The following is a 26,980-nucleotide window of genomic DNA, read 5'->3' on the forward strand; positions in this document are numbered from 1 at the left end:
CGGAGGGGCCGGCCCTCGGCCAATCCGCGCGACGCAGCGTCGTGCAGGAAGCGCTGCCGCCGAGTGCGTTCAGCCCGCTCCCGAGGTACGCCCCATCGCCACCAAGAGCCGCTGAAGGGTGTCCAGATAGCCGGCGAGGGCCGATCTTCCCTTGCTGGTCAGAAGGTAAGTCGTCTTCGGGCGACGGCCGACGAAGGACTTTTCGGACCTGACGTATGCGGCTTCTTCCAGCTTCTGGAGTTGCAGTCCCAGGCTGCCATCGGCCGCGCCCAACCTCTTCTTCAGGGCGGTGAAGTCGTGAGGCCCATCGAGTTGGAGTGCCGTCAGCACACCCAGCCGCAACGGGCCATGGACGGTGGTATCGAGCCCGTTGAAGTCAATCGGCTGCATGGCTCGCCACCGCCTCCCGCAGTTGGGCCGCCTGGATCGCAACGCCCGCCAGGTAGCCGACGGCCATCAAGCCATGAGCGAGGGGATAGCTGTAATGCCGGTCGAGGACCGGGAGCAGCATCCCGGCCAGCAGCGTCGAGACGGCAAGGCCGAGGCAGTAGTGCCGCTGCCTGCTCCTGAACGCCGAACGGACCAGGAGGAAGGAGAAGACCAGGAGCAACCCGACGCTGGATGCGTGCAGCGCCGCCGTCCGGGACGGCTCCAGGGAGGGGCCGGCGATGCCCGCGATCAGATATCCGCATGCGGCGACCCAGACGACGCCATAGATGCAGATCGAGACGGCAACCTGGTTCACGACCTCGGGGTCGAGGCCGGGGGGGCGCCGGGATCGCAGGAACAGCCCGATCAGCCCCGCGACAATCACCGCGGCCGGCAAGGCCTGTTGCAATGAGTCCCGCTCGACGAGCAGGCTGACGACCGCCGCGAGGGCCGCCGTGGCCGTCAGGGAGATGCCGACCGCCAACACACCCTTGCCGAAGGGCACGTGCAGCCCCATCGCACCCCGCATCACAGCGAGATCACCTTTGAGGCGACCGAGTTCGTCGTCCGACATGGCTTGCCCCCAACGCGAACCTTGTTGCTCAAGTACCGTGAGAACTCAACAATCTTGAGTATATGGCCGGCCGCGGGGGTGTCAAGAGCGTCACGTCATCGTCCCGACCAGGCCGGACTGAGTCGACGCGATCCTCGGCGGCTCAAGTCGAGGAAGTTGCGAAAGTGTAGTTTCGAAAAGAAGACGGGAAGAAAGTAAGCCCTGCGGCGTTTTCGTGAGAGAGGGAAGATTCTCGAGACACTCGGTTGGAGATTTCATGAAATTCAGGTTTGTCGAAGAACTCCAACTCTTTCGAGTTCTTGACTCTTTCTCTTGTCGTGAAAGAACGCTATGATGAGATCTTGCACGATTGTGCCGATCTCGAAGTCGAGACGTCGCAGCCGTGCCTCCCCCCCCATCGGTTCTGCTCTCCATGGCCGTGGCCTTGCGCTCGGGGCGAACGCCCTGAGCCGAGATCCATGCGCGACCGGCCCGTCACGCTCGTTAAGACCGGTAATTGCTCCCCCTCCGTGAAAATAAGGATGAAGACGATGAATTGCGCCCGGGAGGCCTGGCGGCTTTTGGCGTTATCTTTAGGCATGCTGTTCGGGGCGATGAGCCAGACGCACGCCGACGAGCCCGACCTCAGCTTCGATACGAAGGTCGCGCAGCCGGCATATCGCGATCGGCATCCTTCCGTGCTGCTGGACGGTGCCCACTGGAATTATCACGCCCTCGGCGGGGCGGCCAACCGGTTCAAGCCGTTCGCGAACCTGGTCATCAGCGATGGATACCGGGTGACCCCCAACCGCCAGAAGTTCACCAAGGCCGTGCTCGGCCCCTATGAAATCCTCGTGATCGGCAACGCCATGGGGGGCGCCCAGCGCCTCACGGCCGAGGCGGCCAGGCCGGCCCTGACCGCCGAGGAGTGCAATGCGGTCCGCGACTGGGTCCAGGGCGGCGGGTCGTTGCTCCTGGTGGCCGAGCAGCATCCGTTCGGCGCGGCGGCTCGAGAGCTGGCCAGGCGGTTCAACGTCGAGATGAGCGACGGCACGGTGTCGGACACGGTGAACTCCGACGCCGACGATTTCTCCGACCTCATCTTCACGCGTGAGAATGGCTTGCTGGGTGATCACCCGATCACCCGGGGGACGAAGAAAGAAGAGAGCCTCTCGCAGGTCCTCAGCTTCACCGGCCAGTCGCTCAAGGGCCCGGCCGGGAGCGAGGCGTTCCTCAAGCTCTCGGACACGGCCGTCGACCAGCAAATAGGCGGGGTCACCGGACAGGAGAAGCCCGCGAAGGGGCGGGCCCAGGGGCTCGCCTTGACGCTGGGGCAAGGGCGCGTGGTGGTCCTCGGCGACGCCTCGCTCATCACGGCCGTCGTGGATGGGAAGCCCGGCAAACCCGAAGGCATGAACGTCAGCGGCAATGACGATCGTCAGCTCGCCCTGAACATCATGCACTGGCTGTCCCGCCTGCCCGCGAGCGAGGTCGTGGCGACGAAGCCCGATGCGTCGGCCCCGGCCACGGCGTCCGCGCCGGCTCCCGCCGCAGGCGAGACGCGATCGGCGGCGGAGATCGCGCAGGAATCGGAGCCCTCGATCGCCCTGGTGAAGGGGCGGGGCTCGTTCGGGACGGGGTTCCTCGTCGCCAAGGGGATCCTGGCGACGAACGCCCACGTGATTGAAGATGAATTCATCTCGGAAATCGCCGTGCATTTCCCCTCGGCCGAGGCCAGCAAGAAGGGCCCCTTCAAGGCCGAGCTGCTCTACGAGGATGAGAAGCGCGACCTGGCCATCCTCGCGGTGAAGACGGACCTGCCGCCGGTCCGGGTGGCCCCCTCGTACACGTTCCGCAAGGGGGAGGATGTCACGGCCATCGGCAACCCGGGCCTGGGGGAAGAGGCCGTACTCGAGAACGCCATCAGCCGGGGCCTGATGAGCACGAAGACGACCCTGGAGGGGCAGAAGTTCTATCAGCTCGGGATCTCGGTCAACCCCGGGAATTCCGGCGGCCCTGTCTTCGACTCGCAAGGCCAGGTGATCGGGGTCGTGACCCTGAAGAGTGCCAAGCAAGAGGGCGTGGCCTTCTCGATCCCCGTGGAGGACCTGAACGAGGCCATCGAGAAGCAGGCGAAGCAACCCACGTCCGAGGCCGGCCGCGCGGGCTCGCAGCATCGGAGCCGGGTCGCCGTGAGGGTCCTGGGCTCTCTCGGGGCCCTCTACTGCCTGGGGATCGACGTGAAGCGAGTGGCCAACTCGCCGCTCGGCAGGGGCGACGCCAGCATCAGGGAGGCCGCGGCCAAGTTCGACGAGGTGCTCGCCACGATCAAGAAAGAGGTGGTGCCGGTCCTAGACAAGCAGGTCGCCGGCCTGGGCAAGGATCAGCTCGTGGCCCCCTCGGTCCGCGACAAGGTCGGCAAGCTCTCGATCAGCTTCAACAAGCTCAAGGCGACGTACGATGGCAACGGCTCGGGCTTCACGCCCGCCGCCTTCAAGCAGATGAAGACGACGCATCGACAGTTGATGACCGACCTCTACAACCGCCTCAAGCTCACCCTCCCCGACAAGCTGATGGTGGCCTTCGAGGACCGTCCCCTGCCGCAGCCGAGCGTAATCCTGAGCGTCGTGCCCCCGTCTCGCGCCAGCACGCTCCGCCAGCGGGTCCAGGAGCGTCGCGATGCCATGGAAGAACGCCGCGACGCCCTCCGCGGTTCCGCCTCGAGCCGCCTGAGGTCGCGCCCCGGCATCAACCGCCCGCCATTCCCCGGGCGTTGACCCGGCCAGGGCCAGGCTCGACGTCGTTGGCCGGCCATCGCCCCAGGTTGAGTCGTTTTCGAGGCCGGGGTGGGACCAATTGGTCCCACCCCGGCCTCCATGGTTTGCAAGCATGAAATGTTGAAAGCATGAGCATGAAGTGTCGTCAGGCCTTCTTGTTCTTGAGGACCGCGGCGATCCAGGCGGGGGCGTAGAAGGGGGTGCAGCCCTTGGGGACGGGACGGTCGTCGATCAGGCCCCAGCGCGTGCCGATTTCGATGGCGCGCTCGCGGTGCTCGGGGAAACGCACGCCGATCTCCACCAGGCATCGCATCATCGACTCGGCCTTCTTCACGGGGGCGGCCTTGCCGCCGGCGTCGATGGTGGCGAGGATCTCTGCGCATTCGCCGGTCGCCAGGGTCTTGGCCATGAGCCTCGCCACGAGCAGGTTCCAGCCGGCGCGCCCGGTCAAGTCCCGGTCGGAGGCCAGCCACTTCCGGCAGAGCTCGTCGGCGGAGGGGGACTCGGCGATGACCTTGTAGGTCAGCTCGTCGAGGATCTGCACGTCGTCCGTCGAGGCGAGCAGCGACTCGGCCTCGGCGGCGGTGAGCCGATCGGGGGCCATCGCCATCGTGGCGAGGAGTCTGGCGTCGGTCCGACCCGTCTCCCAGAGCCCGAGCGCGAGGTCGTGGTCGGTCTTGATCGCCTTGCCCAGCGCCCGCAGCGGCCCCATCATCACGCGGGTCTTCCCCACCATCTGGGCGTCGAGCTGCCCCAGCACCTCCGCAAGCTTCATCGGGGGTCCTCCCTTCCGCGGCCGGCGTCCTCGAAACGCACCACCGGCGCGCGGAGTCGATCGAGCGGAGGGAGTGCCCCGCCGCCTCGAATCGCCCCGCAATGGTGTCGCCGGGTGAACCGCGGAGCATACCGCAACTCGCCGAGACGTACTAGCGCGATCCATATTGGTGTAAGATGCCCGGCACGCCGGTGAATCCGGACTTCTATCATAATGTTCGAGTTCGATGATAGATTGGTGCGGACGCAATCGCCCGGCGAATCACCCATCGGACGCTCGCGAGGGACGACCCATGAACGAGCCGGACTGATGCTCGACCGCTGGAAGGCCCTGGCCGGGGACACGTCATCACTGCCTCTGGCCGCTCTATCGTCGGGCCTCGGGGGTCGAGGAGCCGTTCCGACCCTACGTCGAGCTCTGGAAACGGGGCCCGGGCCATCGCTTCGTCGAAGAGGCATGCGTTCGCGTGTATGTCCCCGGGGGGAAGCTGAGGCCTTGATGTCGGGTAGGATGGGGCCATACTCGGGCGGGACCAATTGGTCTCGCCCTGGCCTCGCTCGGATTCGAACGCGAGTGATGACGGCGGGACCAATCGGTCCCGCGTGGTGCCCGGGCAACATTTCGTCCAAGATCCCGGCAATTCGCGACTTGCAGCCAGTTTCACGAGGGCGGCCGGATCCGTAGAATGTGACCCGAGACGTGAGCGAGCAGTCGACGTTTGTCTGAGGCCTGCGGGGTGAGTCGGGCCCGGGCGATGGCGAGAGGGTCGACCGGGCGTCTCGGCGTGGGGGAAGGTCGGAGGGCGTGGCCCCGGGGATAGCCCGGGGTCGACGCATCAAATCTAACTCGGAATCGTGATTTCGATGATTTTATATGATAGGAATCGTTGGTTCAACGCCGTCTTCTCGTGGCGGGGGACGTCGTTCCGCCGGGCGAAGTGGCGCGTCCTGTCGATGACGCTCTACGCCGCGTTCATCCAGCTCGCGTTCGCGCTCGAGCTCTCGATGGGCAAGATCCAGGCCCGCCACTTCTTCGGGCTGAACCCGACGCAGCACGCGGTGCTGGGCTCGTTGCTGGGGTTCCTGATCGTCTTCCGCATGAACGCCTCGAACAACCGCTACTGGGAAGGGCGGACCTGCTGGGGCCAGATCATCAACGCATGCCGGAATATCGTGAGGGTCGGCGTCACGTACACGGAGCGCGGGGCCGAGCTGGCCGACCTCGTCGCGGGCTATGCCGAGTGCCTGCGGCACTCGCTGCAGGGCAACAAGGACATGGCGGAGATCGCCATCTACCTGCCCAGGGACCTGACCCAGCAGGTCCTGCGCTACGGCAACCCGCCGTCCTGCGTGGCGATGGCGATCTCGGCCTGGATCGATCGCGAGTACCGCGAGAATCAGCTCGACCCCGAGCTCGTCCGGCAGCTCGAGGACCAGATGGCCGCCCTCGTGAACGCCCAGGGGGCCTGCGAGCGGATCCTCAAGACCCCCTTGCCATTCGTCTATGTGGTCATGATCAAGCAGCTGATTATCGTGTATCTGCTCTCTCTCCCGTTCGCGGTCGCGGGCCAGAGCGGCTGGTGGTCTCCGGTCCTGATGGCGATCATCGCCCTCGGCCTCTACGGGATCGAGGAGGCGTCGGTCGAGACCGAGGACCCGTTCGGCAAGGATGAGAACTGCCTCGACATGGAGACGTTCACCATGGGCATCGCCCGCGACGCCGGCCAGATGGCCTCGTCCAAGCGTGCCATCGCCGCGATCTGCGTCACCGAAGGTTGACACCCGACTCTCGGGGGGCTTGCCGACGCTCCGCCCTCCGCATCCTGGCCCAGGCCCCTCGCATCGCCCCCGCCGCCCTGACCTCCGCGGATCATGGCGGCGGGTTCCTGCTCCGACCCGATGCCCTCGTAAATCATCCTCGCCAGCCCGGCATTCGTAAACGAAGTCGAGACCTGCGACGGATGGGCCGGACCGTGCGGCCTTCGTGGGAGACCCGGCGATGCTCTCGTTAGGCCCGATGCCGGAATCGGTCCGCAAGGTCGTAAGGCGGCTCATCGCCGAGAACCGCCCCGAGAACCCCGCCACTGACGAGCGACTCAATGGGTTGCTCCTGTCGGGCGGGCCTACTGGTTGCTGCTATCTGGATGCCAATGGTCGTGCCTGGAACTGTGATTTCTGGGCGGGGACGATCGAGTTGGTCCCTGACGGGCCGATGAAAGTCGGCATGGTCGTTATCGCCGCCGCGCGTCACCCGGAGTTTGCCGCGTGGCTCCCGCCCCGGCCGGCGGGCGCGACGGATTGCCGTCCATGTCGAGGCTCCGGCTGGCCCTTCCCGCGGCTCCAATGCCCGGAGTGCCATGGCATGGGCTGGGTGGCATAGCCAGGCGTGTCGGGCTGACTGGCACGTGTGGCCCGGGTTCGCAGAACTTGGGTCTCGAAGCGACAAGCGGTCCATCGCATAGGCCCTCGCCAAGACCCGAGGCCCTCCGCGACTTCCCCGGCCGATCCATAGTCCGTGGGAGTCGTGAGAGGCCGAATCCAATGAAGCCATGATCATCGCGGCCGTGACCGGCCGGGGCCGTCGAGATGGATGAAGACGCCGGGAGGATTCCGGCAGACCACCCTTCGAAGCAAGGCCGCGCGAAACGTCGGGGCAGAATGCAAACGCCCTCGGCCCATAGCCGGGCGATGGGGCGAGAAACCTCTCGTCGCTTCGCGACCCAGATTCTCCGAACCTGGGCCACCCAAAACAGGATCAATCGGCCGAGGCTTTAGTCGGAGGGCGAGTTGCTCTCAACGCCTTGAAAATCGGGGTGTCGGAGATCTCGGAATATTTTCCCGAATTCGCGCCGGAATCGGGTTCGGCCGGGGTACTAGATCATGGCGGGTGGTGAAAACTTGAACATCGGCGACATGATGACGGAGGGTTCGGAGGAGACAGACGCACGCGAGTGGTTCGATCGCCGTGACCTCGATGCCCCCTTCGAGGGATCACGCACAAGACGTTGCCGGCTCAACCCGGCGCAGACAGCTTGGGGGTCGTCGGGCCTGGTGGATCAAGGATGGTCCAACCTCGTCCCTTCGTGGTGGCGATGGAGATGCATCGGCCCCGGCCGGTCTCCTCGCTCGCAACAATAAAGAGCGCGCATCGGGAAGAAACACCCCTACGTGTCGAAGTGGCAGGCCACGCCGTGGGTTCAATCCCCGCATCGACAACTCTTTCTTTCCTTTGCTTTTATTGGTTGGTGACTTCCTGAGTTTTCCTTTCCTTTCTTTCTGGGGATTGGGCGGGGCCGAGGACCCGAGGCCTCGCGCCGGGGCGAATCCCGAGCCCTCCGGGCGCAGAGAAAGCCCGGGATCGCTCGAAGTCGATCCGAAGGGGAGACGAGAGGAGGAGGCCGGAGGGGAAGGAAAGCCCCTCGGAGCCGCAGGCAGGCCTGGCCGAGGCCCTCCCTCACCCGCAGAGGTCTTCCCGGCTCGACTCTCAGGTCGAGCCCCTCGCTCGGCCCTCTCGGGGGCCGAGCCAGCCGAGGCCATCGCCTCGCCCTAAGCGGGTTTGAGTGCGTAAGCCCGCGGAGCCGAGCGTACTCGAGGCCAGCAGGGTGCTATACCGGCTCGACTCTCGGGTCGAGCCCCTCGCTCGGCCCTCTCGAGGGCCGAGCCAGGAGAAGATGGATGCCGAGTTCTCGATCGAATGCGGGCCGAGACGGCAGTGTCAGCCGTGAAACGCGGCGTTCAGTCGCTCGTTGACCGTTTTGAACCGTAAAGAGCCTGACAGGCTCCGGGGCTGCGGCGGGTGGCGAGACTCTGCCTTGCGCGCGATACTCGACCCTGATCTTTGAGAGGTCGGCAACTTGGCCCGATGATACGTGTTGGGCCAGTGCTTCGACAGAACTCGCGTCTCCAGGGCCGAGGTCGAACTCAAATGGGCAATCCTGAAGACAAACGATCGGTCGAGACGGCCTTTCAGTACAAGAGGCTGCAACGAAGGATGAATCGCTTGAGCCTCGCCGCGCTTGGGTTCATCGTGGTGTTCTTCTCATCGATGCAGTTCGTCGAACGCCCTAATTTTTTTAGCGTACCTTATGACGTGGCCCTAATTTCGTTGATCTCAGTTATGGGTTGTGGGGTCATGTTCCAGGGAGCGAAGATGGCGCGTTTCAACCTTCGATGCCCATTCTGCGGAGGGCGATACATTCCTAAGAGCATCCTTAACCCAACATCGGCGAAGTGTTGGGATTGTAACAGGCCGCTTGGATCTACGGGCTTGTACTGAACGACGGATTAGCACGCTCTCGGGCGAGAAGTGAGATGAGATGGCTCGACGCCCGAGCTCGTAATTTGACGGGGAATCAGAGCCTTGCCCGAGGTTTCCAAGTGGAGGTCAGGGGATGAGAGAGCGTCAAATCGCCATCGCTATCAGGAAGGGCCTGACCATCATCCGCAGGGCCTTCATCGGGGCCGTGGCGGGGCTGGCCCTGGTCGGATATGCCATCTTCTTCGGGCTCCTCTCGTTCAGCCCGTCCGCCGCCGGTGAGACATCGAAGGTGGTGGTCGTCGCGACCTGGGCGATCGGGTTCGCCATCATCGCGGCGGTTCACGGGGATACGACCATCCCCGGGCGGCTCGGCTCGATGATCCAGGGGGCGTTGCTCGGTACACTCGTCGGCTTGATGATCGGGGACGCGGTCTTCAAGCTGGACTGGTTCAAAGCGGCGGGTAAGTTCGTGGATTTCGCGGGGATCCTGCTCGGTGCCGTGATGGGTGCGGTCGTGGGCGGCATCCTCGGATCATACCTGTTCTCGCCGATGAAGGACGAGGCCTCTGAGAAGGCCGGAAAGCCTCACCCCAAAGATTGGGCTGGGACTCTCGAGAAATAGGCCGCAAGTTAATCCTGTTGTGCGATCCACTGTCAGAAACTCGATAGAAACGAGCCTGACTCCGCACGAACCACCGGGCTCGATGATCACCTCTGGTGTGTGTACGGACGCTTTCCACGGTCGCACACGTGATGTTGCCATCATTATCGAACGTGCGATAAAATCAAGAGGTGTAGGCCCGGCGATGTGGCCGGGCCGAGGCCCTCGCGTCGCGGCGGGGGCGGCTTAACGCATCAACGATCGCAAACTCTTCCCCGCCGGGAATTTTTCTTGTCCTTGCGTGCGTTGGGTTTGCGACGCGGGTTGAGAGGTCGGCTTCCCCGGTCCCGCCTTGGAGGGTAGACGGGGGAAGACGACTCGAACCCGAGACTTCGCGAAGGGCGCGACGATGCGAGTGAGGACCCTTCGAGGCGACGCCGCCTACGCCGAGATGCCGGGGCGGAGCCCGAGGCTCAAGGCCTCCGAGGCCAAGATGCGCCGCAATGCGCTCTGGCTGCACGCCGTCGACTCCGGCATGTACGACCCGATCCTCGGGCGCGTGCGGAGGTACGAGGTCCGCGAGCTCTCCGCCCTCTGGGAACTGACCCCGCGAGCCGTCCGCGACGGGATTCACGAGGCTCGCAAGGAACTCGAACGGATCGACATGTGCCATGGCGCGAATTGATGGATACATCGCCGAGCCCAGCATCATCCTGCTCGGCTGCCGGGCCTGGGACAACTCCCCGTATAAGAACTGCCCCGTCTGTCACGGTTGCGTGGGGGACGACGGCGGCCGGGTCTACTGCGCCCGCTGCGACGCCATGAGCCCCGCCATCGAGTCGAAATGCCGATCGTCCAGGATCGCCTCCGAGGTCCGCAAGCGTAGCGAGGCCGCCGCCCGCGACTACGCCGCCGCCCTCGCGAAGAAGCAGCGGGGCTCGGCCAGGCTCACCGAGATCGAGCGCCGGCAGATCGCCAACGGATACACGCGTGAAGGGATCGGATCCCGAGACGCCGACGTGGTCAACCGCGCGGCGGTCGGCCGCGACTGGCTCAGGTCGATCGGCCAGGAGCCCGACTACGACCTGATCCTCGACAAGCGGGGCAACGTCATCGGCCGGCACAGCGAACCCCAGCAGGCCCAGGGCGCCTGACGAATCAACGCAGTCCTCTCCGTCAGCCACACTCCGTCGAGGGATTCATGAGCGACGAGATCAAGCAAGCCCTCTCGGCCCTGCGGGATGCCGAGAAGGCCGATGCCGACGCGATCGGCGCCAAGAAAGCGTCCGAGTCTCGGATCGCCAGCATCAAGAACCAATACGAGGCCGAGAAGAAGACGTACGTCGATGCCGACGCCGCCACCAAGGCGACCGCCTCGAAGGTGAAGTCGGCCCAGGACGCCGTCGCGAAGCTGCTCGAGCCGGGCGTCCCCTGGACCGAGGCCGGCTCGACCATCTTCATGGTCGACCCCGACGGTGCGCTCCGGGAACTCGCCCTCAACTACCTCGACGGGAGGACCAAGTAATGCCTGTCGAGAAGTCGCTTTTCACGCCCAAACCGACGCCCGTGCCGACGCCGACTCCGGCTCCGGTGACTCAGCCGACGCCGGTTGTCGCTCCGGCTGGCGCCGCGAGGCTCACGGGTTCCATCGCCGGTTGGATCCTCGCCGGGGCCCTGGGGATCGGAGGGATCGGCTACCTCGCCTATGAGCATAGCTGGATTTCGCGATCCGTCGAACCGGCGGCCGTTGACTCCGAGGCGTACAAGGCGGGGCGAGAGTTCGCCCCTCTCCTGGATGACTCGCTGGCCCAGGGCTTCGACGCCTTCGCCGCGAAGATCGACTCCGGGGCGAAGGTCGAGGACGCCAACGCCGCCCTGAAGCAGCAGTTCCTCTCGGCCCGCGAGAAGGCGTTCGCCGACAAGGCCTCGGCCGGGTTCGCCGCGATCGTGCCCTCGGGCACTGACCCCAAGGACGCCGCCGCCCGCAAGGCCTACTCCGCCTATTCCCGCGACTTCGCCAAGGGGCTGAGGGGGACCAAATGAGCAACGCATCCAGTTATGCTCTCGGTTGGGATCACGTCCGAGCCCCGCTCGCCAGGCAGGCGATGCTGACTTCAAGGCGCTACGCCACGGTCATCCAGGGGGCGCAGTATCCCGACGCTCTCTCTCTGACGCAGCACCGGCACCGCCAGCTCGAGCAGGGGCAGGCCGGGACCTGCTGGGTCCACGGCCCGACGTTCCTCGCCGAGACCTCGATGGTCGCCAAGGGATACGAGGCCTTCGACATATGCCGACGCCTCGTCGGATGGCTGGGCAAGCAGCTCGAAGGGGGCGGCAACCCGAGCAATGGAGGGGCCCCGACCGACGCCATCCTCACGATGACGCAGGAGAAGGGGGCCGGCATCGCTCATGAGAGCCTGCTGCCTTATTCCGACGACTCGCGGGCCCTGGGCACGAAGCCCCCGCAAGCCGTCTTCGACGACGCCAAGGCGGCACGCATCTCGGTCCCCGTCGACGTCCGCTCGGATGATGATGCCCGCACCTTGATCGCCAGCAACACGCCCGTCGCCAACGGGATCTGGTGGCCCTACGGTTGGGACAATCAGCAGACGTTCATGACCTCGATCGGATCCGGCACGTATGGGCATGCGTTGACCGAGGTCGGCTACGTGATGCCGGGCGTCTGGGATACCTACGACTGGTGGCAGCTCGAGAACTGGCACGGCCTGCTCTATCCGCCGCTCCCCGCCGACATGGCGGCCAAGGTGCCGGGCTACAAGCCGGTGACGGCGACGAAGACCTCGGATTTCTGGGTCCGCGGCGACGTGTATCGAACCGTGCAGGGATACGGATACTTCGTGCGGGTCTCGGCCACGGATCTGAGCGGGATCGGCAAGGTCGTCAAGTGGTCCTACGATAACTTCATCTGATGAATATCACACTCGCCATCGCCGCGATCGGCCTGGGGATCGGTGAACCTTCGCCTTCGGTCGGGCCCAGGCTCCTGAGCGACCCGGAGCCCACGAAGGTCGCTGCCCCCATCGTCATTCGCTTCCATGAGGATGCGGCGACGAAAGAGGATGTCGCAAGGGCCGTGGAGTCGATCCGCAAGGCCCTCGACTCCAGGGCCGAACCTCCCGCCGCCGTCGCGAAGACGGCGGCCTCGCCGACGCCGGCCGCCCCGGGGCCGGCGTCGGCCCCGACCTGGCCGAGGCCGTCGACCGCTGGGTCCCGTTCGCGAGGAACCCCGCCTACGAGGTCTTCGGCCGCGTCCACCCGGACGGCGTCTTCCGCTACACCCGAGCCAGGAAGGTGAAATGATGCCGATCTCCGACGTCGCGAGGAAGCTCGCCGCCGCGATCTCGCCGATCCTGCAGTCGTACCTCGAGCTGCGGAAGGGGGACATCCTCGCCGCCGCCGGCCTCATCCTCCGACCCGCGATCAAGCTCGCGTTCCCGGTGGCGCTGCGTCAGATCCCCGCCGTCACCGAGGCCGGCACCAACGCCCTGCTCGATAAGTTCGCCGATATGTCGATCGGTGATCTGGCTTCGAAGCTGGTTCAGCACGCCGAGCAGACCGGCCGCAAGGCCCATCCCACTCTCATCGCCCTGAGGCCCAAGCCATGAGCATCGTCGCCACCCTCATCTCCGCGATCGTGACCTACCTGAAGGGGAGCCTCCTGGCGCAGCTCGACGGGTACAAGACGTACATGGGCGTCGCCGGCCTCGTGCTGCTCGCCGCCTGGGAGTTGTACGCGGGGGACTTCACGCTCTTCGCCGCACTGGCGCTCAACAGCTTCACCCTCTTCGGGATCCGCCACGCGATCGACAAGCTCACGCCCCCGGCGAGCTCCTGAGATATGCTCAAAGCCTTACTCTTGAAGCTGAAGTCGGGCTTCGGCTCGCTCGCGTTCGCGGCCGGCAAGTTCCTCGCCCCGCCCGCCAACGCGATCCAGCGCGAGCTCTCCAGGGACGACGTCAAGCGCGTTCTGACCCGCGCCGCGATCGGCTTCGCGACCGGCACCGGCTTCACCTGGGATCGGATCCAGGCCGCCTTCTTGCGAGACGCGGAGGTCATCTCGACCTTCTGGATCCCGCTCGGCTTCGCGATCGCCTCGTCGATCCCCGAGGCCCTCAGCCTCTATGCGTACGGCTCCGCGAGGCCGCCCGAAGGCCGGGGGGATCAGCCTTGAGCCTCGACGACGAACACCTCGGCGAGCCGACCTGGGCGGACCTGCGACGAACGGCGATCGCCGTGGCCGGGCTCCTGATCGGGGTCGCCACGCTGGTCTATCTCATCGCGTCCACGCCCTGAAGGCAACGCAACACGGCACCCGGGTCGACCCCACTTGTTCCAAAGGGGAAGGTATGCCCACGAATTCACATCGACTTGTCATCAGGATCGAGGGGGCGGGGGGGCAGTGGTCGGCGGCGATCACGGAGGTGGAGGAGACGCGTACCGGGGTCTCGGGGCCGCTCGAATGCGTGCTCAGGGCGGTGAATGAGCATGCGAGGGAGTTCGAGGGGCGTCGCGGCGGGAAGGAGCCGGGGCGCGAGGCGGTGGGGATCGGGGTCGTGACGGGGAGGATGCCGGGGATGATCGCGAAATCGACCTGATGCAACACATCGCAGCGGCCGTCGCGGCCGGGATCCTCGGGTTCCTGGCCTTACGGACATGCCTTCAATTCTTGATCGGACACGCGACCGACATCGCAAGGCGCCGACGCAATGGATGACCTCCACACGATGCCCATGTCACACCAGGTCCAAACGCTCTTCGCGTCCACCTCGTTCTGCAGCCTCTGGGGCGCGGGCGTCTGGGTCGTGCACTGGGGCCTCACTTGGGAGGTCATCCCGCCGATCCTGATCGGGCTCGCGTCGGCGATCCAGGCGACGCGGGGTTTTCTCAACGATCAGCAGGTGCGACGTCACAAAGAGGCCCTGCACCAGGCCGAGCTCGAACGACTGAGGAAAGGGGATCATCCATGAGTAAGCTGAACCTGTTCATCCGTTTCGGCGGGGCCGTGGACGTGACCAACGTCGCCAACGGCGAGACGCTCCAGATCGTCGCCCAGCCGTCGGAATCCGGCAACGGCGTGATGCTCGCGTTCATCGAGCCGAACACGGTTAATTATGAGCATAAGTTTCAGATCGATCGCCCCGAACGGCGAAAACCCGAGGCTTCTGCGGTGATCGCGGCCTCTCTGGACGCTACGGAATCGGCCTTCGCCGAGCCGATCGAGCGGGGCTGACCGCTCCACGACAGGCCCAGGGGTGGGACCAATTGGTCCCACCCAGGTCGAACCCGAAAGACGCCGAAATGGGTCGCGCCCGCATGTCCGATCCCGACCTCGTCATCACGGGCCTTTGCCTCGCCGGGGGGATGGCTGTCGTCCTCATGGCGCTCGGTGCGTCGAGGGTGCGGAGGCCGTCGCGTCAGGTGCGGCTCGACGACGACGATTTCGCGAGGCGGTATCCGAGGCTTTGGCGACGGATGCGGGCCGCCGGACTCGGGTCGGATGAGGGGCCCTGGCGGCTGAGAGGCTAAGCGATGCCCGAGACGAATGAGTGGCTCCCGGCCAGGGGGCTCGAGCCCCGCAGGCAGGCCGTGGTCGAGGCGCTCCGGCTGGGGTCGACGCTCGAGGAGGCGGCGGCGAAGGCCGGCGTCAGCTCGAGGACCCTGCGGCGTTGGCGCGCCGACGACCCCGAGCTCGAGCAGCTCGTGGAGGAGGCCATGTCCAGGGCCGACGACATGGTCGAGGCGGTGACCCTGCGGAACTGCCTGGACCCCGACCCCTCGCATAATGCGCTCCGCATGTTCTGGCTCAAGTCGCGACGGCCCGAGGTCTATCGCGACGCCGCCAGGTCGGACAACCAGGCCTCGACGACCGTCATCGTGATCCATGCCGACGAAAGCAAGAGCCAATCCGAAGGCTGAGTACCACGTCTATGGCGCGGCGGCCGACCTCTTCTCGGCGGCCCGGGGCGAGGTGATCCTCTCGGGCCCCGCCGGCACCGGCAAGAGCCGCGCCTGCCTGCAATACCTGCACTACCTCGCCACGAATCACCCGGGGATGCGCGGGCTGATCGCCCGCAAGACCCGCGAGTCGCTCACGCAGACGGCCCTCGTCACCTTCGAGGAGAAGGTCCTCACGCGGGCCGAATACGAGGTCATCGCCGCTGGGACCAAGCGCAGCGGGCGGCAGTCGTATCGATATCCGAATGGCTCGGAGCTGGTCGTCGGCGGGCTCGACAGGCCGACGAAGATCATGTCGACGGAGTTCGACGTGGCCTACGTGCAGGAGGCCATCGAGCTTCTCGAGGACGACTGGGAGTCGATCACGACCAGGCTCCGCAACGGCGTGACGCCCAGGCAGCAGATCATCGCCGACACGAACCCCGACGGGCCGCAGCACTGGATCAAGCGGCGGGCGGACGCGGGGAGGTTACTCATGCTCGAGTCACGGCATGAAGATAACCCGATGCTCTGGGATCGCGAGTCGTCGGGCTGGACGAAGGCGGGCCTCGCCTACATCGGCAAGCTCGACGGCCTCACGGGCGTGCGCAAGCCCAGGCTCCGCTACGGCAAGTGGGTCCAGGCCGAGGGGGCCGTGTATGAAGAGTGGGACAGGGCCGTTCACATCGTCGACCGCTTCGACATCCCCCGGAGTTGGCGGCGGATCCGGTCGATCGACTTCGGTTACACGAACCCGTTCGTCTGCCTCTGGATCGCCATCGACCATGACGGTCGCATGTATGTTTACCGCGAGATGTATAAGACCCGTCGGACGGTGAAGGTCCACGCGGGGGAGATCCGCAGGCTCTCGGGGGACGAGCGGTACGAGTTCACCGTGGCCGACCACGACGCCGAGGACCGGGCGACGCTGCTCGAGAACGGGATCCCGACGCGGGCGGCCAACAAGGCCGTGACCCGCGGGATCGAGGCCGTGCAGGAGCGGCTCAAGGTCGCCGGCGACGGCAGGCCGAGGCTCTTCTACTTGCGGGACAGCCTGGTCGAGCGAGACGAGGGGCTCGTGGAGGCCAAGAAGCCTTGCGGCCTCACCGAGGAGATCGACGGCTACGCCTGGTCGAAGGGGGACGACGGCCGCACCCTCGGCGAGGAGCCGGTCAAGCTCAACGACCACGCCGTGGACGCCTTGAGATATGCCGCGATGGCCATCGATCGCGGGGTCGGCAGGATCGAGCCGGCCGAGGTCGTCGAGGCCAGGGAGCGGGCCGAGGCCGAGGAGGCCGAGCGGCTCTATCGCGACATCAACGCCGATCACTGGTGGCGCTGACGTGAGGGTTTGAAGGCCCGGAATCGAAGGGGATCGATGCTTCCTCGCGGCATCGGCCCGGGCCCCGTCACGCCCCGAGTTGACCCAATTCATCCCAAGGTCCGAGGTCGCTGTTCATGGCTCTGTCCGCCGAGTCGAAGAAAGACGTCCACGCCCTGATCGATACCAAGATCGAGGCGTTTGCCGGGAAGGTCGGGGCCCTCGTCGAGGGCAAGGTCGAGGCCCTCGCGGCGGTGATCGCCGAGCGGGTCAAGGGGGAGATGGCCGCGTCGGGCGTCGTCCGCGGAGGGCTAGAAGGGGATTCGGCCCTCGCGATCACTCCCACTCTGAGGGAGAAGGCCCTGGAGTTAGCTCCGACGCTATACGCCTCGGACGAGGCGGCGGCGGGAGATGAAGCCGCCCAGGACGCGGAATCCGGGGCGTACAAGAACTTCCGCATCGTGGGAGACGAGATCCACGCCGACTCGGGCCGCAAGAACAGGCCGGGCAGGTGGCTCGTCTCCCGCGTGCTGGCCGACGCGGGGATTCGCTGAGCCGATCCGCCGGGTGCTCCTCGCTGCAAATTCATCCGTTCTCGCTGAGTCCTTCAGCGTCCACCTCCCGCAGGCCATCAACGCCGGGCAGCCCAACTCATGCCTCCAAGCCGCAACTCCGTCCGTCGTCGCCTCTCCGACCGCGACGCGAAGGGCCCGCCCAGCGGCTCGTTCGTGTACTCGTACGGCGGGGGGCCGATCTGGTCCGACTCGTGGAAGTTCCGCCGGGGGCCGACCCCTTACGAGCTCGTCGAGGCGTACAAGTCGCTGATCTACGCGTGCGTGAACCTCAATGCGAGGGCGGTCGCGCGGCTTCCCTTGCGTCTCTTCGCCGCGACGAGGGACGGGCAGCACCGGCCCAAGTGCGCGACGAAGTCGATCGGCCGGGCGACGCGTGATCGGCTCAAGGGGCTCGAGTACGCGAGGAAGGCGGTCGCCGCCGCCGACGAGGTGGACGAGGTCACCGAGCACCCCTTGCTCGACGCCGTGATGAAGGTCAATGACGACCTCGACCACACGCAGCTCATCACCTACACCGTGATGTCGCTGGACATCGCGGGCTCGGGCTACTGGTGGCCGAACTTCGGCGTGATCGCCGGGCGCAAGGGGCTGCCCGAGGAGATCTGGGCCCTGCCGCCGCACCTGGTGTATCCCGTCTTCACGTCGGGGACGATGGTGCCGGATGAGTATACGTTCGGCGGGATCAACTACCCCAAGTCCGACCTCGTCCGGTTCCGCCACCTCTCGGCGAAGAACCCTTACGGCCAGGGCTACGGCCCGACGCAGGCGGCCATCGAATACGCCCGGCTCGAGGACACGTTCGTCTCGATCCAGGACAACATGCTCTCGAATGGCCCTCGGCCGTCGCTCCTCGTGAGCCTGAAGGACGACAAGGCCGGCGGCTCGTTCGGCGAGGCCGAGCGGCGTCGCCTCGAGCACCGGATGGACCAGCAGGGCCGCGGCGGCCGATCGGGGGGCGTCTTCACGGTGGACGCGGCGGTGTCGGTGACGCCGCTCTCGTACACGCCGACGGACCTCGGGAGCCTGGAGATCAGCTCGTACGACATGGATCGGATCGCCAATTGCTTCGATGTTCCGATCTCGATGCTGAAGACCGACGACGTCAACCGCGCCAACGCCGACGCCGGCCTTGAGCAGCACGCCCGCAACGCCGTCGAGCCCCGCTGCAAGGCCATCGCCTCGACCCTGACGCGCTGGACGCACTCGCTCGACCCCTACGGCAAGCTCGGCTACGACCGCCTCTTCTGGGCCTTCGACCCCGCCGTCCTGGCCGACAAGCAGGCCGAAGCCGCCCTGAACCAGACCTACATCGACCTGGGCGTCATCACCCGCAACGAGGTCCGTTTGGAGCTCGGCTACGACGCCGTCGAGGGAGGCGACGAGGTCCTCGTCAATGGGTCGCTCGCGACGCTCCAGGGGGTCGTGGAGAAGGCCCAGGAGTCTTCATCCCCAGATCCCACCGCTCCGGCCGCCGTTGCTAGCAGCACGACTCCGAGGGGGATCGGGTTCAATCGATTCGGCCGCACGGAGCCTCACCAATTCGCCAGGGACGACGGATTTGAGGAGAGGCGGAAGGCCATCACATCTTTGGTTCGGGACACTCTCCAGGCTTTAAAAGATCGCATAGGTTCTCCAAGAAATCTCACATGATCATTGAAGAACTCAATTTGCTGAAGGCGATCTTCGAGGCCCGAGGCGCGTTGGATTCCCGCCGGAATGACCTTGATGAGTTCGCTCAAGTCGTTCTGAGTCTGGGACAAGCATGGCTCGCGTATGAGTCAAAGAACTGTGGGACCGGTGCTGGAGGCTTTCAGCCTGGCAACACATGCGGTCGAAGACGTAGGCGTCGGAAGTCGGGTAACGATGCTCGTCGGCGGAGGCGACGAAAGGTAAAGGGTCCGAGGTCGGTAAGGCATGCGGAACTACTGCAGCGTCATGAGCGCGAGCGTCGAGAGTTGGCGGTCTCGATCAAAAACAGGCGTAAGAGCCTACGTGATCACCATGCAAAGATCCATTCAGAAGCAAAAGGGCGAATCAGCCGTGAAGAGCTAAGAGAACTTGAGAAAGGGCAAAGCAAGGAGCGCAAAGCTGAGAACGAGCAGCATAGCTCGGACGCGGACGCTCTGCGTGATATACATCGTGGACAAGATATCGAACTCGCTTCACAGGAGCGAAAGGAACGGTCTTCCAGTCGTAGCACGCGTCGCCATCCTAACGGATCGAGTCCTGCAGGGCATGATCCTAGTTTACGCCCGGATGATCTAAGTTCCGTAACGCATCCTGTGACTGGATCGCAATTGTATCTAGATTATATCGATAGATACGGGTTCCAGAATGTTGAATGGTCGCGAATTCCGGACTATACTGGTGGAAAGACGTCTGGGGTTCTCACTCTACCTTTTGGGGATTTCTTCATAAAGAGTGGTTATAGCGGCCCAACGGACGGAGTGCCTAAGAAAGTCATCCCGGGTATGAACAACATTCTAAAAGCTCATGTCGAGGCTCACTCCGCTGTTCTAATGCGGAAACTGGATTTAAACTACGCTGTCTTGATTCTCAATCGGGTTCCTTGTATTCAAGGGCAGGCCAAGAAATCTGGCTGCCATTTCATGCTGCCACGAATGCTGGGTGCTGGACGCGTGCTCCGAGTCATCGTGCCGCAGGTGTTGGATAGAAATTACGATGGGATCAATCTATGAATTGGATTCTACAGACTGCCACTTCTGAGATTTATATTGTGGAAGCAGCACAGTTGGAGCGTGAACTGTGGCAACTTCAATCAATTTGTTATGCTTCTCCCGAGATCGTTACGCTCAATGCCCCGGATGGGGCCTTCCTCTGCATCGGATTGGGGTACGATCTTGTGCCTTTAACCTGGATCGCAAGCGAGGGGTGGCCATCCAAACATTTGTTTGGTGATGTCGATATTAATAAATTGCAGTCTTTTATGATGGGCGGCCACTATACGGAGACGCCGGAGGCCCAAACAGTCCCCTTCGAGCGGGCGATTGCCGTTGCGATCGAGTTTTTCGAAACACAGACGCTGAGCGAGAGCGTCGAATGGGAGGATGACTGAGGGGTCGGGAGCGAATCGTCGGAGGACAATCCTGGTCTATCCATCTGGCGAGGACGTTCCATCCATGTCGGCCGGCGGCGGTAGTGTCAATTGGTTCGGGGATCGGGTGCAGAAGCACCTGATCGAGGCGATCGGCGAGAAGATGCGGCGGGCGGGGGAGGCGGCGGCGCAGGAGGCCCGGTCGCTGGCCCCGGCCAGGACCGGGACGCTGCAATCGAGCATCGGATATAGCTATGATGAGTCGAGCCGGACGCTCAGGGTCAGCGTCGAGGCTCCTTATGCGGCCTATGTCGAGCTCGGGACGCGAAACATGCCCGCGAGGCCCTTCTTGAGGCCCGCGCTCGAGGCGATCGCCCGCGAGTTCGGCGGGAGTGTCGCGGTGGATCTCGGTTCGTCGCCTCAGGTGGGAGGGGGCTTGAAGGGGGCTCGGAAGAGAGGCCGAGGCAGGGGGCGCCGGGGGAGGTGATGCCGTGGGCGGTTGGCGTCGGCCTGTCGAGAATTGTCTGAAGCGATGGCCCGCGGTGGCGATGAGGCCCGGCCATTAGGCGGTCACCGTTCTTATTCTGGGTGGTCGCGGGTGCCACTTCCGCGGCATCCGGAACCATCGAGATCCGACCACATTTTGGGGCTCGGCGTTCGTTGATTCCAGGGTCTGTGGATCGGCCATGAGACGGAGAAAGGCCACTGGCTTCGGTCGGGGCAGCTTGCAGTTGGCCTCTTGTCGCTGCGCGACCCCGATTGTTCCAATCGCGGCCACCCTTCATGAGTGACGCACCTGTAGGTTTTGCCGATTGGTGAAGGCCGGCTCTTAGGCGAGCTTCTCGGCGGTGGGAAGGCCCGAGTGGTGACGCTGGAAGGCGAGCGCTTGCGACGGGAGATCTAGCAGGTGGAAGGTGTCCGGCATCGAGCCGCCTGGCGAGATTCGGGGCGGTGGGGTCGGCCTAGTCGCGACGATGGTGTGCGACTCGATACGTCCGAGCGTTCCGACTCCGTAAATTTCTTCGGATTGGAAGCACAGACTCGGCCAGGGGGTTGAGGCTTTCGCGCTCGCGTTGCGAGGGGGGAGGGCCGGCCCGGGCGAAATGAAAATGTCTGCAGACTCTTTCGATCGAGGCCGAGTTGCTCGATGAGGCGGCGGCACGCCGAGGTCGGGGATGGGTCGGGATGATCCCCGAGGCTCGCGGGGCCGATCCGCCAAGTAGCCAACCCTTCGTTCCACGAGACGTTCCGTTGATTCCCAGAACCGAACGCGGCTCGCTCCGCGCCAACACGCGGAGAGTGCGAATATGACGATGACCGCAAGTTTCCAGAACAACCTGGCGTCGCCGCTGCTCGCGGATCCGGAGTGCGACACGTTCAAGTTCCACTCGGCGACGATCGGGAAGAATGTCGACCCGGCGTCGAAGAATGTGGATTGCGTCGCTTATATGACGACGGATTCGGTGGATGAGGACGACGAGATCGTCCTGCCGTCGGGGTGCGACATGTCGCGGTTCCAGAAGAATCGCGTGCTGATGCTCTGCCACTCGCTGGGGCAGCCGGGGACGTATTACCCCTTGCCGGTGGGGACGGTCGTCGACACGAAGATCCGCGAGCGGGGGATCCTCGCGTATATCAAGTTCGCCCGGTCGTCGGCCATGGGGCAGGAGATCAAGGGGCTCTTTGATGAGGACATGCTGCGATCGTTCTCGATCGGGTTCCGCTCGGTCGAGTCGTCGCCGCTGACGAGGCAGGAGGCGGAGACCCGGCCGGATTGGGCGGCGGCGTTCGAGAGGACGAGGGGGAAGATCCTGGTGCATCGGAGGTGGAGGCTCATCGAGCTCTCGGTGGCCCCGATCCCATGCAATGAGGACGCGCTGCGGGTCGCTTACAAGTCGAAGGGGGTTGCGATCCCCCGGTGGATCGTCACCCAGGGCGGGCTTAATATGGATAAATGTGCAAAGCCTCACGATGATGACGAGGGCGCTTCGGCCGTGAAGCCGGGCATGCATGTCAAGTGCGCCGGCGGTGAGAAGGGGGGCTGCGGGATCGTCGAGGAGATCCAGACCAAGTGCGGGAGGTCGGGGAAAGGGGAACTCGGCGATGAATCGTCCGAGGGCCGTGATGTCGTCAAGGTGAGGATGCACGACTCGCGGTGTCGCTGGAATGGCGAGCATAAGTCGTTCGCCCTGGATGATCTCAGCCCCCACGAGATCGAGGCCAAGGATCTGGGCGAGGGGTCGGGGGCAACCGGCGGGCATGTCGTCGAGCCGGAGGTCAAGATCGGGAAGCCGTTCGTTGTGGGTAAGGCGAAGCCTTCGCAGGTGGACGACGCCGAGGACGAAGACGACGAGGACAAGGATCTCGATGAGGACGACGAGGACAAGGATCTCGATGAGGACGATGAAGACCTCGACGACGAGGATGAAGGCGATGACGAGGAGGATGACGAGGACCTGGACGACGACGACGAAGAAGACCTCGACGATGAAGACGAGGATGACGACGACGACGATTCCGACATCAAGGCGAATGATCATGTCGCGATCAAGGCGCCGCACTACAAAGGCTTCGGCGTGGTGAAGTCGGTCCACCGCCGGGGGCATGTGCCGGATGTCGAAGAGAATATCAAGGCCTCGCCCGGGGCGCCGGCGGCGCGGGTGGCTTGTTACAAGGCGTCCGGGGACGGGCACGTTGCGACGGGGGATCATGTCGGGGCGAAGGTCGCTCATTTGAGCAAGTGCTCGCCGCTGAGGGCTCCCTCGAAGTGGTCGACATCTTCGGGGTCGAAGCCCAGGGCTAGCGGGAAGGGGTGGAGCCCTCGGGCGGGTATTGACGACCTGCCCAGGCTCGAGCCCATCGACCACGACGCGGAGGCCCGCCAGGCCCTCGACCGACTGCACGCGTTCCTCGACCCCGAGAACCTCGAGGCGATGCTGGCCGACTATGTCGATCGGAAGTTCGGCGTGATCTGAGATCGCGCGGGATCGGGTTCAGGTCGGATCTGCAGGCGGCAGGAGGAGAGGGGCGCGCGACGCCGCGGGCCCGAAGATGCGAGTGAGAAGACCGATTTGGGTGGCCGGGCCGAGCCGGAACGCATCGTCGCAGATGGTGCGGAGCCGGACCGCCGGGCGTCCGTTCGTAGCTATCCACCTTCGCGGATGTTTTCGAGCACCATCAAGAAGCACAACATCCCATCGAAGGGAAATTCTATGCGTATCAAGTTCCTGTTCGACGTGCCCGCCAAGCAAGGCGGGTACAAGAAGGATTCGGTCATCGCCGTCGAGGACTCCAAGGGTCAGGCCTGGATCGACGCGGGCTATGCCAGGAAGGCGTCCGAAGGGGGCGTCGAGGAGAACCTCAAGACGATCGTCGAGGCCGCAGTCGGCGCGGCGATCGAGTCGAAGGGGTATGGCGGGCATCGCTCTCATGCGGCCCCGATCCACCCGGCCCGCGTGCGGATCACGCCCGGCGAGCAGCAGGAGGACCGCACGAAGGGGTTCGCCGATCAGGTCAAGCTGATCACCGTGGCCATGTGCCCGAACACGTTCCCGGGCAAGCAGGGGGAGGCCCGCGAGCTGCTCGAGAACAAGTATGGATCGCAGTATCGCGAATTCGAGAAGAAGGACCTGGCCGAGGGTTCGGGCGTGACCGGCGGTTACACCGTCAAGCCGGATTACGGCACCGAGCTGCTCCGCCTGGCCGACGAGGAATCCATCGTCCGCCCGTACAGCAACAACAAGCAGTTGCCGGCGCGGGAGGCGTACTACCCCATGCTCAACCAGACGTTCGTGCCGGGCGGCGGGGCCTCCGCCTACTACGGCGGCGTGAACATGACCTGGCTGGGCGAGGCGCAGCCGGGGACGCTCACCGAGCCGAACTTCAAGCAGGTTCATATCAAGACGAACGAGCTTCAAGGCTTGACGAAGCTCTCACGCTTCCTCGTCAACGACTCGTTCCTCGCGATCGAGGCGGAGCTGAAGGCGATCTTCTCGGGGGCGATCGCTTATGCCGAGGATATGGCCTTCCTCAACGGCGACGGCAACGCCAAGCCGAAGGGGATCCTCCAGAGCCCCGCGCTGCTGACGGTGGCCCGCGCCACGTCGAGCCAGTTCAAGCTGGCCGACGCCGCCAAGATGATGGGCTCGATGCTGCCGCAGAGCCGGCCGAAGGCCGTCTGGGTGCTCACGAACACGCTCTTCGAGTACCTCGTGCAGCTCGCGGACTCGAGCGGGCGGGTGACGTACCTGCCGAACGTCGGGACCGGGTACAACGACGCCAAGCTGGCGATGGGCTCGCTGCTCCTGTTCGGCCGGCCGGTGGTCTTCACCGAGCGGCTGCCGGCCCTCGGGTCGACGGGGGACGTGCTGCTCGCCGACTTCTCGAAGTACATCACGGCCGACACCGGGACCCTCGAGATTGCGGCGTCGGATCAGTACGCGTTCAACACCAACCAGATCACGTACCGGGTCATCGCCCGGGTCGACGGGGCCCCGCAGATCGACGCCCCCGTCACCCAGCAGGACGGCACGACCAAGATCTCGCCGTTCGTGGCGCTCCACTCGTGATCGGCCCCGGGCGGCGTGGGGCCTTGAGCGGTTCTTCGCCGCCCGGGCCTCGGCGCCGGCAATCCTCCTCGACGCACTCACATTCGCAAGGGATATTTCATGTCCACCACTCAGTTGCTCACTGAAGCGCTGGCCGTCGCCGCGGACGGCCTGCATGCCTCGGCCGTCTCCGTCGGGACGGGGACGACCGGGGCGATCGACCTCGGCACGTTCGGCCAGGTCCTCTTCGTCATCGATACGGGGACGCTCGGCGCGAGCGCCACGGTCGACTTCGCGGTCGTCGGCTCGAGCACGTCGGGCGGCTCGTACTCGGCGATCAGCGGGACGTCCATCACGCAGATCAATGCGTCGGGCAAATATGCCCTCGTGCTCGTGACCGCGGAGAAAATCCAGTCGCTCGGCACGGGGATTCGTTATATCAAGGGGCAGGTCACCGTCGGCACGGCGACGTCGACCGTCTCGATCCTGGCGCTCGGCGTCCTCACCGACTACGAGCCGGCGAGCGCCAACAATCCGGCCGCCGTCGTGCAGACGGTCAACCTCTGGCGTTGAGCCCGACCTCGGGGGCGCGGGCCGAGGCTCGCGCCCGCGTCGGAGCACGTCCTTCCCGCCGGGCCGAACCCTTCGAGGACACAGGTACATAGCACCATGCCAACGTTCGTACCACCGCCCACCCAGCGGCTGACGACCAGCCAGCGCACGTCCCAGGTGTGGCCATCCAACTCGCTGATCGTCGACAGGACCAACGGGGTCCTGTACTCGGGCGACGGGACGACTCAGGGAGCCGTCGGGGTGGGTTGGACGCCCCTGCGGATGCTGCTGGAGCGCCTGCGCAGGGCGGCCTCGGCGGCGAGGAACAACAACGTCATCGACAATGCGGCGATGGCGTCGCCCCCCACGGTCACGTCGGCCGCGAACGACACGCAGACCAACTCGTACTACCTGTCGAACGGCGGGGTGCTGAGCAACCAGGACAAATACATCGCGGTCGGCGGGGTGCTGTTCTCCAACACCGTCAGCCCCTACAACGGCAATTACATCAACGTCAAGTCGGTCTCCTCCACGTCGGGCTCCAACATCGGCCCGCCGGGGGTCTATCAGAACGGCTGGTATGTCGAGACCATGACGGACAGCCCGAACGTCTCGTTCGGCTATTATCGCACCGCCCAGGGCGGGGTGATGGTCGCCGTGTCAGAGAACGGCGGGCCGATGCAGTACACCTCGTTCACGCCCACGACGATGTACAACAACGGCTCGGCGTGCGGGTCGAATACGGGGTCCGTGACGGTGGCGTTCGGCTCGTCGAAGGTCCGCCGGGTCCGGCTCGAGCTGGGCAATCAGCGGACGGACGAGGCCTGCGGCGGCGCCGGGGGGGTCGCGTTCCTCCGCAGGATCGCCGTCGACCCGAGCTACTCCATCTGGAAGCCGAAGGATGTGGATGTCATCAATGCCGCATTCGTCGGGGACAGCTATACGGTCGGGGCCCCGCGCGACGCGGGCATGCAGACGGTGAACTGGGCCAGGACCTGTGCGGCGAAGCTCGGATGGCGGGCCGTCTGCATGGCGCAGGGGGGGACGGGCTTCTCGAGGGCCAACGGGGCCCTGCCGGCGGCGAGCGACCCCCTGAGGCTTGCGGACCTCTCGGCGCAGCCTTACGACGTGTTCGTGTTCGCCCTGGGTACGAACGACGTCTCGGGGAACGACAACACGGCCGCGGCCCTGCCGGACCTCCAGGCGAAGGCCCTGGCCTGCTTCCAGGCGGCCCGCGCGGCGAACTCGATCTCGCCGATCATAGTGGTCAGCCCCTGGCCGAGGACGTCCTTCCCGGCCCAGACGCAGGCGGACCTGGCCTCGGCGGTCCTTGCGGCGTTCAACCAATTCGGCGATGCCAACAGCCTATACATCCCCATCTATGACGATACCTCCGGCAACTGGATGGCGGGGACGTCGTACCAGGGGAACATCGTCAATGCCTCGGATATCTCGGGGCGTTATATCTGGACGGATAAGATCCATCCCGTCCTGGCCGGCCACTACTACTACGGCGAGCGGGTCGCCCACGCGATCCGCGACTGGCTGCAAGCCGTCCAGTAACCACTCGGTTGAGCACTCGA

Annotated in this window: 32 protein-coding genes; 28 read left to right on the top strand and 4 right to left on the bottom strand. The window is 65.1% G+C overall.

The features are described from left to right. Positions 1-69: 69 nt before the first annotated feature. A complete protein-coding gene (locus ACOYYX_RS06755; RefSeq protein WP_422929166.1) occupies positions 70-390 on the bottom strand; it encodes a transcriptional regulator in 321 nt (106 codons plus the stop codon). Next, positions 377-1,003, bottom strand: coding sequence for a hypothetical protein (locus ACOYYX_RS06760; protein ID WP_422929167.1), 627 nt, complete (start codon positions 1,001-1,003; stop codon positions 377-379). The genes ACOYYX_RS06755 and ACOYYX_RS06760 overlap by 14 nt, the downstream gene beginning before the upstream one ends. A gap of 530 nt (positions 1,004-1,533) precedes the next feature. Here ACOYYX_RS06760 and ACOYYX_RS06765 point away from each other — a divergent pair. Further along, positions 1,534-3,759, top strand: a complete 2,226-nt coding sequence (locus tag ACOYYX_RS06765; protein WP_422929168.1) for a S1C family serine protease — start codon at positions 1,534-1,536, stop codon at positions 3,757-3,759. A 145-nt stretch (positions 3,760-3,904) separates the two neighbouring features. On the opposite strand, the gene ACOYYX_RS06770 is transcribed toward ACOYYX_RS06765, so the two are convergent. After that, positions 3,905-4,534: a DNA alkylation repair protein gene (locus ACOYYX_RS06770; RefSeq protein WP_422929169.1), complete on the bottom strand. Its 630-nt coding sequence runs from the start codon at positions 4,532-4,534 to the stop codon at positions 3,905-3,907. A gap of 863 nt (positions 4,535-5,397) precedes the next feature. Here ACOYYX_RS06770 and ACOYYX_RS06775 point away from each other — a divergent pair. The 8 genes from ACOYYX_RS06775 to ACOYYX_RS06810 all read left to right on the top strand — a co-directional run bounded on the left by ACOYYX_RS06775 (position 5,398) and on the right by ACOYYX_RS06810 (position 12,322). Then, positions 5,398-6,312 carry a bestrophin family protein gene (locus ACOYYX_RS06775; protein ID WP_422929170.1) on the top strand — a complete coding sequence of 305 codons (915 nt, stop codon included), beginning with the start codon at positions 5,398-5,400 and terminating at the stop codon, positions 6,310-6,312. 220 nt (positions 6,313-6,532) lie between these two features. After that, positions 6,533-6,913 (top strand): hypothetical protein, encoded by a 381-nt coding sequence (locus ACOYYX_RS06780; RefSeq protein ID WP_422929171.1) that lies wholly within the window; start codon positions 6,533-6,535, stop codon positions 6,911-6,913. Positions 6,914-8,924: 2,011 nt separating this feature from the next. After that, positions 8,925-9,413, top strand: a complete 489-nt coding sequence (locus ACOYYX_RS06785) for a hypothetical protein (RefSeq protein ID WP_422929172.1) — start codon at positions 8,925-8,927, stop codon at positions 9,411-9,413. Positions 9,414-9,801: 388 nt separating this feature from the next. Beyond that, positions 9,802-10,077, top strand: a complete 276-nt coding sequence (locus ACOYYX_RS06790) for a hypothetical protein (RefSeq protein WP_422929173.1) — start codon at positions 9,802-9,804, stop codon at positions 10,075-10,077. Then, the gene (locus ACOYYX_RS06795; RefSeq protein ID WP_422929174.1) at positions 10,064-10,546 is read left to right on the top strand and encodes a hypothetical protein; all 483 of its coding nucleotides are present in this window, start codon (positions 10,064-10,066) and stop codon (positions 10,544-10,546) included. Before ACOYYX_RS06790 ends, ACOYYX_RS06795 begins: the two co-directional genes overlap by 14 nt. A gap of 47 nt (positions 10,547-10,593) precedes the next feature. Next, positions 10,594-10,917: a hypothetical protein gene (locus tag ACOYYX_RS06800; protein WP_422929175.1), complete on the top strand. Its 324-nt coding sequence runs from the start codon at positions 10,594-10,596 to the stop codon at positions 10,915-10,917. Continuing rightward, positions 10,917-11,435, top strand: coding sequence for a hypothetical protein (locus ACOYYX_RS06805; protein WP_422929176.1), 519 nt, complete (start codon positions 10,917-10,919; stop codon positions 11,433-11,435). Before ACOYYX_RS06800 ends, ACOYYX_RS06805 begins: the two co-directional genes overlap by 1 nt. After that, positions 11,432-12,322 carry a hypothetical protein gene (locus ACOYYX_RS06810; RefSeq protein ID WP_422929177.1) on the top strand — a complete coding sequence of 297 codons (891 nt, stop codon included), beginning with the start codon at positions 11,432-11,434 and terminating at the stop codon, positions 12,320-12,322. The genes ACOYYX_RS06805 and ACOYYX_RS06810 overlap by 4 nt, the downstream gene beginning before the upstream one ends. On the opposite strand, the gene ACOYYX_RS06815 is transcribed toward ACOYYX_RS06810, so the two are convergent. After that, positions 12,315-12,668 (bottom strand): hypothetical protein, encoded by a 354-nt coding sequence (locus ACOYYX_RS06815; protein WP_422929178.1) that lies wholly within the window; start codon positions 12,666-12,668, stop codon positions 12,315-12,317. The genes ACOYYX_RS06810 and ACOYYX_RS06815 overlap by 8 nt on opposite strands. 41 nt (positions 12,669-12,709) lie before the next feature. On the opposite strand from ACOYYX_RS06815, the gene ACOYYX_RS06820 reads away from it, so the two are divergent. The 19 genes from ACOYYX_RS06820 (at position 12,710) to ACOYYX_RS06910 (ending at position 26,960) form a co-directional block, all read left to right on the top strand. Then, positions 12,710-13,018: a hypothetical protein gene (locus ACOYYX_RS06820; RefSeq protein WP_422929179.1), complete on the top strand. Its 309-nt coding sequence runs from the start codon at positions 12,710-12,712 to the stop codon at positions 13,016-13,018. Next, positions 13,015-13,248, top strand: a complete 234-nt coding sequence (locus ACOYYX_RS06825; RefSeq protein ID WP_422929180.1) for a hypothetical protein — start codon at positions 13,015-13,017, stop codon at positions 13,246-13,248. The genes ACOYYX_RS06820 and ACOYYX_RS06825 overlap by 4 nt, the downstream gene beginning before the upstream one ends. A gap of 3 nt (positions 13,249-13,251) precedes the next feature. Then, positions 13,252-13,584, top strand: a complete 333-nt coding sequence (locus tag ACOYYX_RS06830; protein ID WP_422929181.1) for a hypothetical protein — start codon at positions 13,252-13,254, stop codon at positions 13,582-13,584. After that, positions 13,581-13,706, top strand: coding sequence for a hypothetical protein (locus tag ACOYYX_RS06835; protein ID WP_422929182.1), 126 nt, complete (start codon positions 13,581-13,583; stop codon positions 13,704-13,706). Before ACOYYX_RS06830 ends, ACOYYX_RS06835 begins: the two co-directional genes overlap by 4 nt. A 53-nt stretch (positions 13,707-13,759) precedes the next feature. Continuing rightward, a complete protein-coding gene (locus ACOYYX_RS06840; protein WP_422929183.1) occupies positions 13,760-14,008 on the top strand; it encodes a hypothetical protein in 249 nt (82 codons plus the stop codon). Between the two features lie 129 nt (positions 14,009-14,137). Continuing rightward, the gene (locus ACOYYX_RS06845; protein ID WP_422929184.1) at positions 14,138-14,380 is read left to right on the top strand and encodes a hypothetical protein; all 243 of its coding nucleotides are present in this window, start codon (positions 14,138-14,140) and stop codon (positions 14,378-14,380) included. Then, the gene (locus ACOYYX_RS06850) at positions 14,377-14,643 is read left to right on the top strand and encodes a hypothetical protein (protein WP_422929185.1); all 267 of its coding nucleotides are present in this window, start codon (positions 14,377-14,379) and stop codon (positions 14,641-14,643) included. Before ACOYYX_RS06845 ends, ACOYYX_RS06850 begins: the two co-directional genes overlap by 4 nt. A gap of 83 nt (positions 14,644-14,726) precedes the next feature. Continuing rightward, entirely contained in the window at positions 14,727-14,939 is a 213-nt protein-coding gene (locus ACOYYX_RS06855; protein WP_422929186.1) for a hypothetical protein, read from the top strand. Positions 14,940-14,942: 3 nt separating this feature from the next. Next, positions 14,943-15,329 carry a hypothetical protein gene (locus ACOYYX_RS06860; protein WP_422929187.1) on the top strand — a complete coding sequence of 129 codons (387 nt, stop codon included), beginning with the start codon at positions 14,943-14,945 and terminating at the stop codon, positions 15,327-15,329. Then, positions 15,295-16,689: a phage terminase large subunit gene (locus tag ACOYYX_RS06865; RefSeq protein WP_422929188.1), complete on the top strand. Its 1,395-nt coding sequence runs from the start codon at positions 15,295-15,297 to the stop codon at positions 16,687-16,689. Before ACOYYX_RS06860 ends, ACOYYX_RS06865 begins: the two co-directional genes overlap by 35 nt. 116 nt (positions 16,690-16,805) lie before the next feature. After that, positions 16,806-17,222, top strand: a complete 417-nt coding sequence (locus ACOYYX_RS06870; RefSeq protein WP_422929189.1) for a hypothetical protein — start codon at positions 16,806-16,808, stop codon at positions 17,220-17,222. A gap of 99 nt (positions 17,223-17,321) precedes the next feature. Beyond that, a complete protein-coding gene (locus ACOYYX_RS06875; RefSeq protein ID WP_422929190.1) occupies positions 17,322-18,893 on the top strand; it encodes a phage portal protein in 1,572 nt (523 codons plus the stop codon). Positions 18,894-19,198: 305 nt separating this feature from the next. Beyond that, the gene (locus ACOYYX_RS06880) at positions 19,199-19,942 is read left to right on the top strand and encodes a DddA-like double-stranded DNA deaminase toxin (protein WP_422929191.1); all 744 of its coding nucleotides are present in this window, start codon (positions 19,199-19,201) and stop codon (positions 19,940-19,942) included. Next, the gene (locus ACOYYX_RS06885; RefSeq protein ID WP_422929192.1) at positions 19,939-20,319 is read left to right on the top strand and encodes an Imm1 family immunity protein; all 381 of its coding nucleotides are present in this window, start codon (positions 19,939-19,941) and stop codon (positions 20,317-20,319) included. Before ACOYYX_RS06880 ends, ACOYYX_RS06885 begins: the two co-directional genes overlap by 4 nt. 64 nt (positions 20,320-20,383) lie before the next feature. Then, positions 20,384-20,785 carry an HK97-gp10 family putative phage morphogenesis protein gene (locus ACOYYX_RS06890; RefSeq protein ID WP_422929193.1) on the top strand — a complete coding sequence of 134 codons (402 nt, stop codon included), beginning with the start codon at positions 20,384-20,386 and terminating at the stop codon, positions 20,783-20,785. A gap of 820 nt (positions 20,786-21,605) precedes the next feature. Continuing rightward, positions 21,606-23,273 (top strand): hypothetical protein, encoded by a 1,668-nt coding sequence (locus ACOYYX_RS06895; protein ID WP_422929194.1) that lies wholly within the window; start codon positions 21,606-21,608, stop codon positions 23,271-23,273. A gap of 237 nt (positions 23,274-23,510) precedes the next feature. Beyond that, positions 23,511-24,866: a phage major capsid protein gene (locus ACOYYX_RS06900; protein ID WP_422929195.1), complete on the top strand. Its 1,356-nt coding sequence runs from the start codon at positions 23,511-23,513 to the stop codon at positions 24,864-24,866. 99 nt (positions 24,867-24,965) lie between these two features. Beyond that, entirely contained in the window at positions 24,966-25,418 is a 453-nt protein-coding gene (locus tag ACOYYX_RS06905) for a hypothetical protein (RefSeq protein WP_422929196.1), read from the top strand. 96 nt (positions 25,419-25,514) lie between these two features. Continuing rightward, positions 25,515-26,960, top strand: a complete 1,446-nt coding sequence (locus tag ACOYYX_RS06910) for an SGNH/GDSL hydrolase family protein (RefSeq protein ID WP_422929197.1) — start codon at positions 25,515-25,517, stop codon at positions 26,958-26,960. The last annotated feature ends 20 nt before the right edge of the window (positions 26,961-26,980 follow it).

It is taken from the genome of Singulisphaera chitinilytica (assembly GCF_049331405.1).
Classification (GTDB): domain Bacteria; phylum Planctomycetota; class Planctomycetia; order Isosphaerales; family Isosphaeraceae; genus PoT.

Coding starts and splice junctions, on each gene's coding strand:
- ACOYYX_RS06755 (WP_422929166.1), bottom strand. CDS start 390: ATGCAGCCGATTGACTTCAACGGGCTCGATACCACCGTCCATGGCCCG.
- ACOYYX_RS06760 (WP_422929167.1), bottom strand. CDS start 1,003: ATGTCGGACGACGAACTCGGTCGCCTCAAAGGTGATCTCGCTGTGATG.
- ACOYYX_RS06765 (WP_422929168.1), top strand. CDS start 1,534: ATGAATTGCGCCCGGGAGGCCTGGCGGCTTTTGGCGTTATCTTTAGGC.
- ACOYYX_RS06770 (WP_422929169.1), bottom strand. CDS start 4,534: ATGAAGCTTGCGGAGGTGCTGGGGCAGCTCGACGCCCAGATGGTGGGG.
- ACOYYX_RS06775 (WP_422929170.1), top strand. CDS start 5,398: ATGATTTTATATGATAGGAATCGTTGGTTCAACGCCGTCTTCTCGTGG.
- ACOYYX_RS06780 (WP_422929171.1), top strand. CDS start 6,533: ATGCTCTCGTTAGGCCCGATGCCGGAATCGGTCCGCAAGGTCGTAAGG.
- ACOYYX_RS06785 (WP_422929172.1), top strand. CDS start 8,925: ATGAGAGAGCGTCAAATCGCCATCGCTATCAGGAAGGGCCTGACCATC.
- ACOYYX_RS06790 (WP_422929173.1), top strand. CDS start 9,802: ATGCGAGTGAGGACCCTTCGAGGCGACGCCGCCTACGCCGAGATGCCG.
- ACOYYX_RS06795 (WP_422929174.1), top strand. CDS start 10,064: ATGGCGCGAATTGATGGATACATCGCCGAGCCCAGCATCATCCTGCTC.
- ACOYYX_RS06800 (WP_422929175.1), top strand. CDS start 10,594: ATGAGCGACGAGATCAAGCAAGCCCTCTCGGCCCTGCGGGATGCCGAG.
- ACOYYX_RS06805 (WP_422929176.1), top strand. CDS start 10,917: ATGCCTGTCGAGAAGTCGCTTTTCACGCCCAAACCGACGCCCGTGCCG.
- ACOYYX_RS06810 (WP_422929177.1), top strand. CDS start 11,432: ATGAGCAACGCATCCAGTTATGCTCTCGGTTGGGATCACGTCCGAGCC.
- ACOYYX_RS06820 (WP_422929179.1), top strand. CDS start 12,710: ATGATGCCGATCTCCGACGTCGCGAGGAAGCTCGCCGCCGCGATCTCG.
- ACOYYX_RS06825 (WP_422929180.1), top strand. CDS start 13,015: ATGAGCATCGTCGCCACCCTCATCTCCGCGATCGTGACCTACCTGAAG.
- ACOYYX_RS06830 (WP_422929181.1), top strand. CDS start 13,252: ATGCTCAAAGCCTTACTCTTGAAGCTGAAGTCGGGCTTCGGCTCGCTC.
- ACOYYX_RS06840 (WP_422929183.1), top strand. CDS start 13,760: ATGCCCACGAATTCACATCGACTTGTCATCAGGATCGAGGGGGCGGGG.
- ACOYYX_RS06845 (WP_422929184.1), top strand. CDS start 14,138: ATGCCCATGTCACACCAGGTCCAAACGCTCTTCGCGTCCACCTCGTTC.
- ACOYYX_RS06850 (WP_422929185.1), top strand. CDS start 14,377: ATGAGTAAGCTGAACCTGTTCATCCGTTTCGGCGGGGCCGTGGACGTG.
- ACOYYX_RS06855 (WP_422929186.1), top strand. CDS start 14,727: ATGTCCGATCCCGACCTCGTCATCACGGGCCTTTGCCTCGCCGGGGGG.
- ACOYYX_RS06860 (WP_422929187.1), top strand. CDS start 14,943: ATGCCCGAGACGAATGAGTGGCTCCCGGCCAGGGGGCTCGAGCCCCGC.
- ACOYYX_RS06865 (WP_422929188.1), top strand. CDS start 15,295: ATGCCGACGAAAGCAAGAGCCAATCCGAAGGCTGAGTACCACGTCTAT.
- ACOYYX_RS06870 (WP_422929189.1), top strand. CDS start 16,806: ATGGCTCTGTCCGCCGAGTCGAAGAAAGACGTCCACGCCCTGATCGAT.
- ACOYYX_RS06875 (WP_422929190.1), top strand. CDS start 17,322: ATGCCTCCAAGCCGCAACTCCGTCCGTCGTCGCCTCTCCGACCGCGAC.
- ACOYYX_RS06885 (WP_422929192.1), top strand. CDS start 19,939: ATGAATTGGATTCTACAGACTGCCACTTCTGAGATTTATATTGTGGAA.
- ACOYYX_RS06890 (WP_422929193.1), top strand. CDS start 20,384: ATGTCGGCCGGCGGCGGTAGTGTCAATTGGTTCGGGGATCGGGTGCAG.
- ACOYYX_RS06895 (WP_422929194.1), top strand. CDS start 21,606: ATGACGATGACCGCAAGTTTCCAGAACAACCTGGCGTCGCCGCTGCTC.
- ACOYYX_RS06900 (WP_422929195.1), top strand. CDS start 23,511: ATGCGTATCAAGTTCCTGTTCGACGTGCCCGCCAAGCAAGGCGGGTAC.
- ACOYYX_RS06905 (WP_422929196.1), top strand. CDS start 24,966: ATGTCCACCACTCAGTTGCTCACTGAAGCGCTGGCCGTCGCCGCGGAC.
- ACOYYX_RS06910 (WP_422929197.1), top strand. CDS start 25,515: ATGCCAACGTTCGTACCACCGCCCACCCAGCGGCTGACGACCAGCCAG.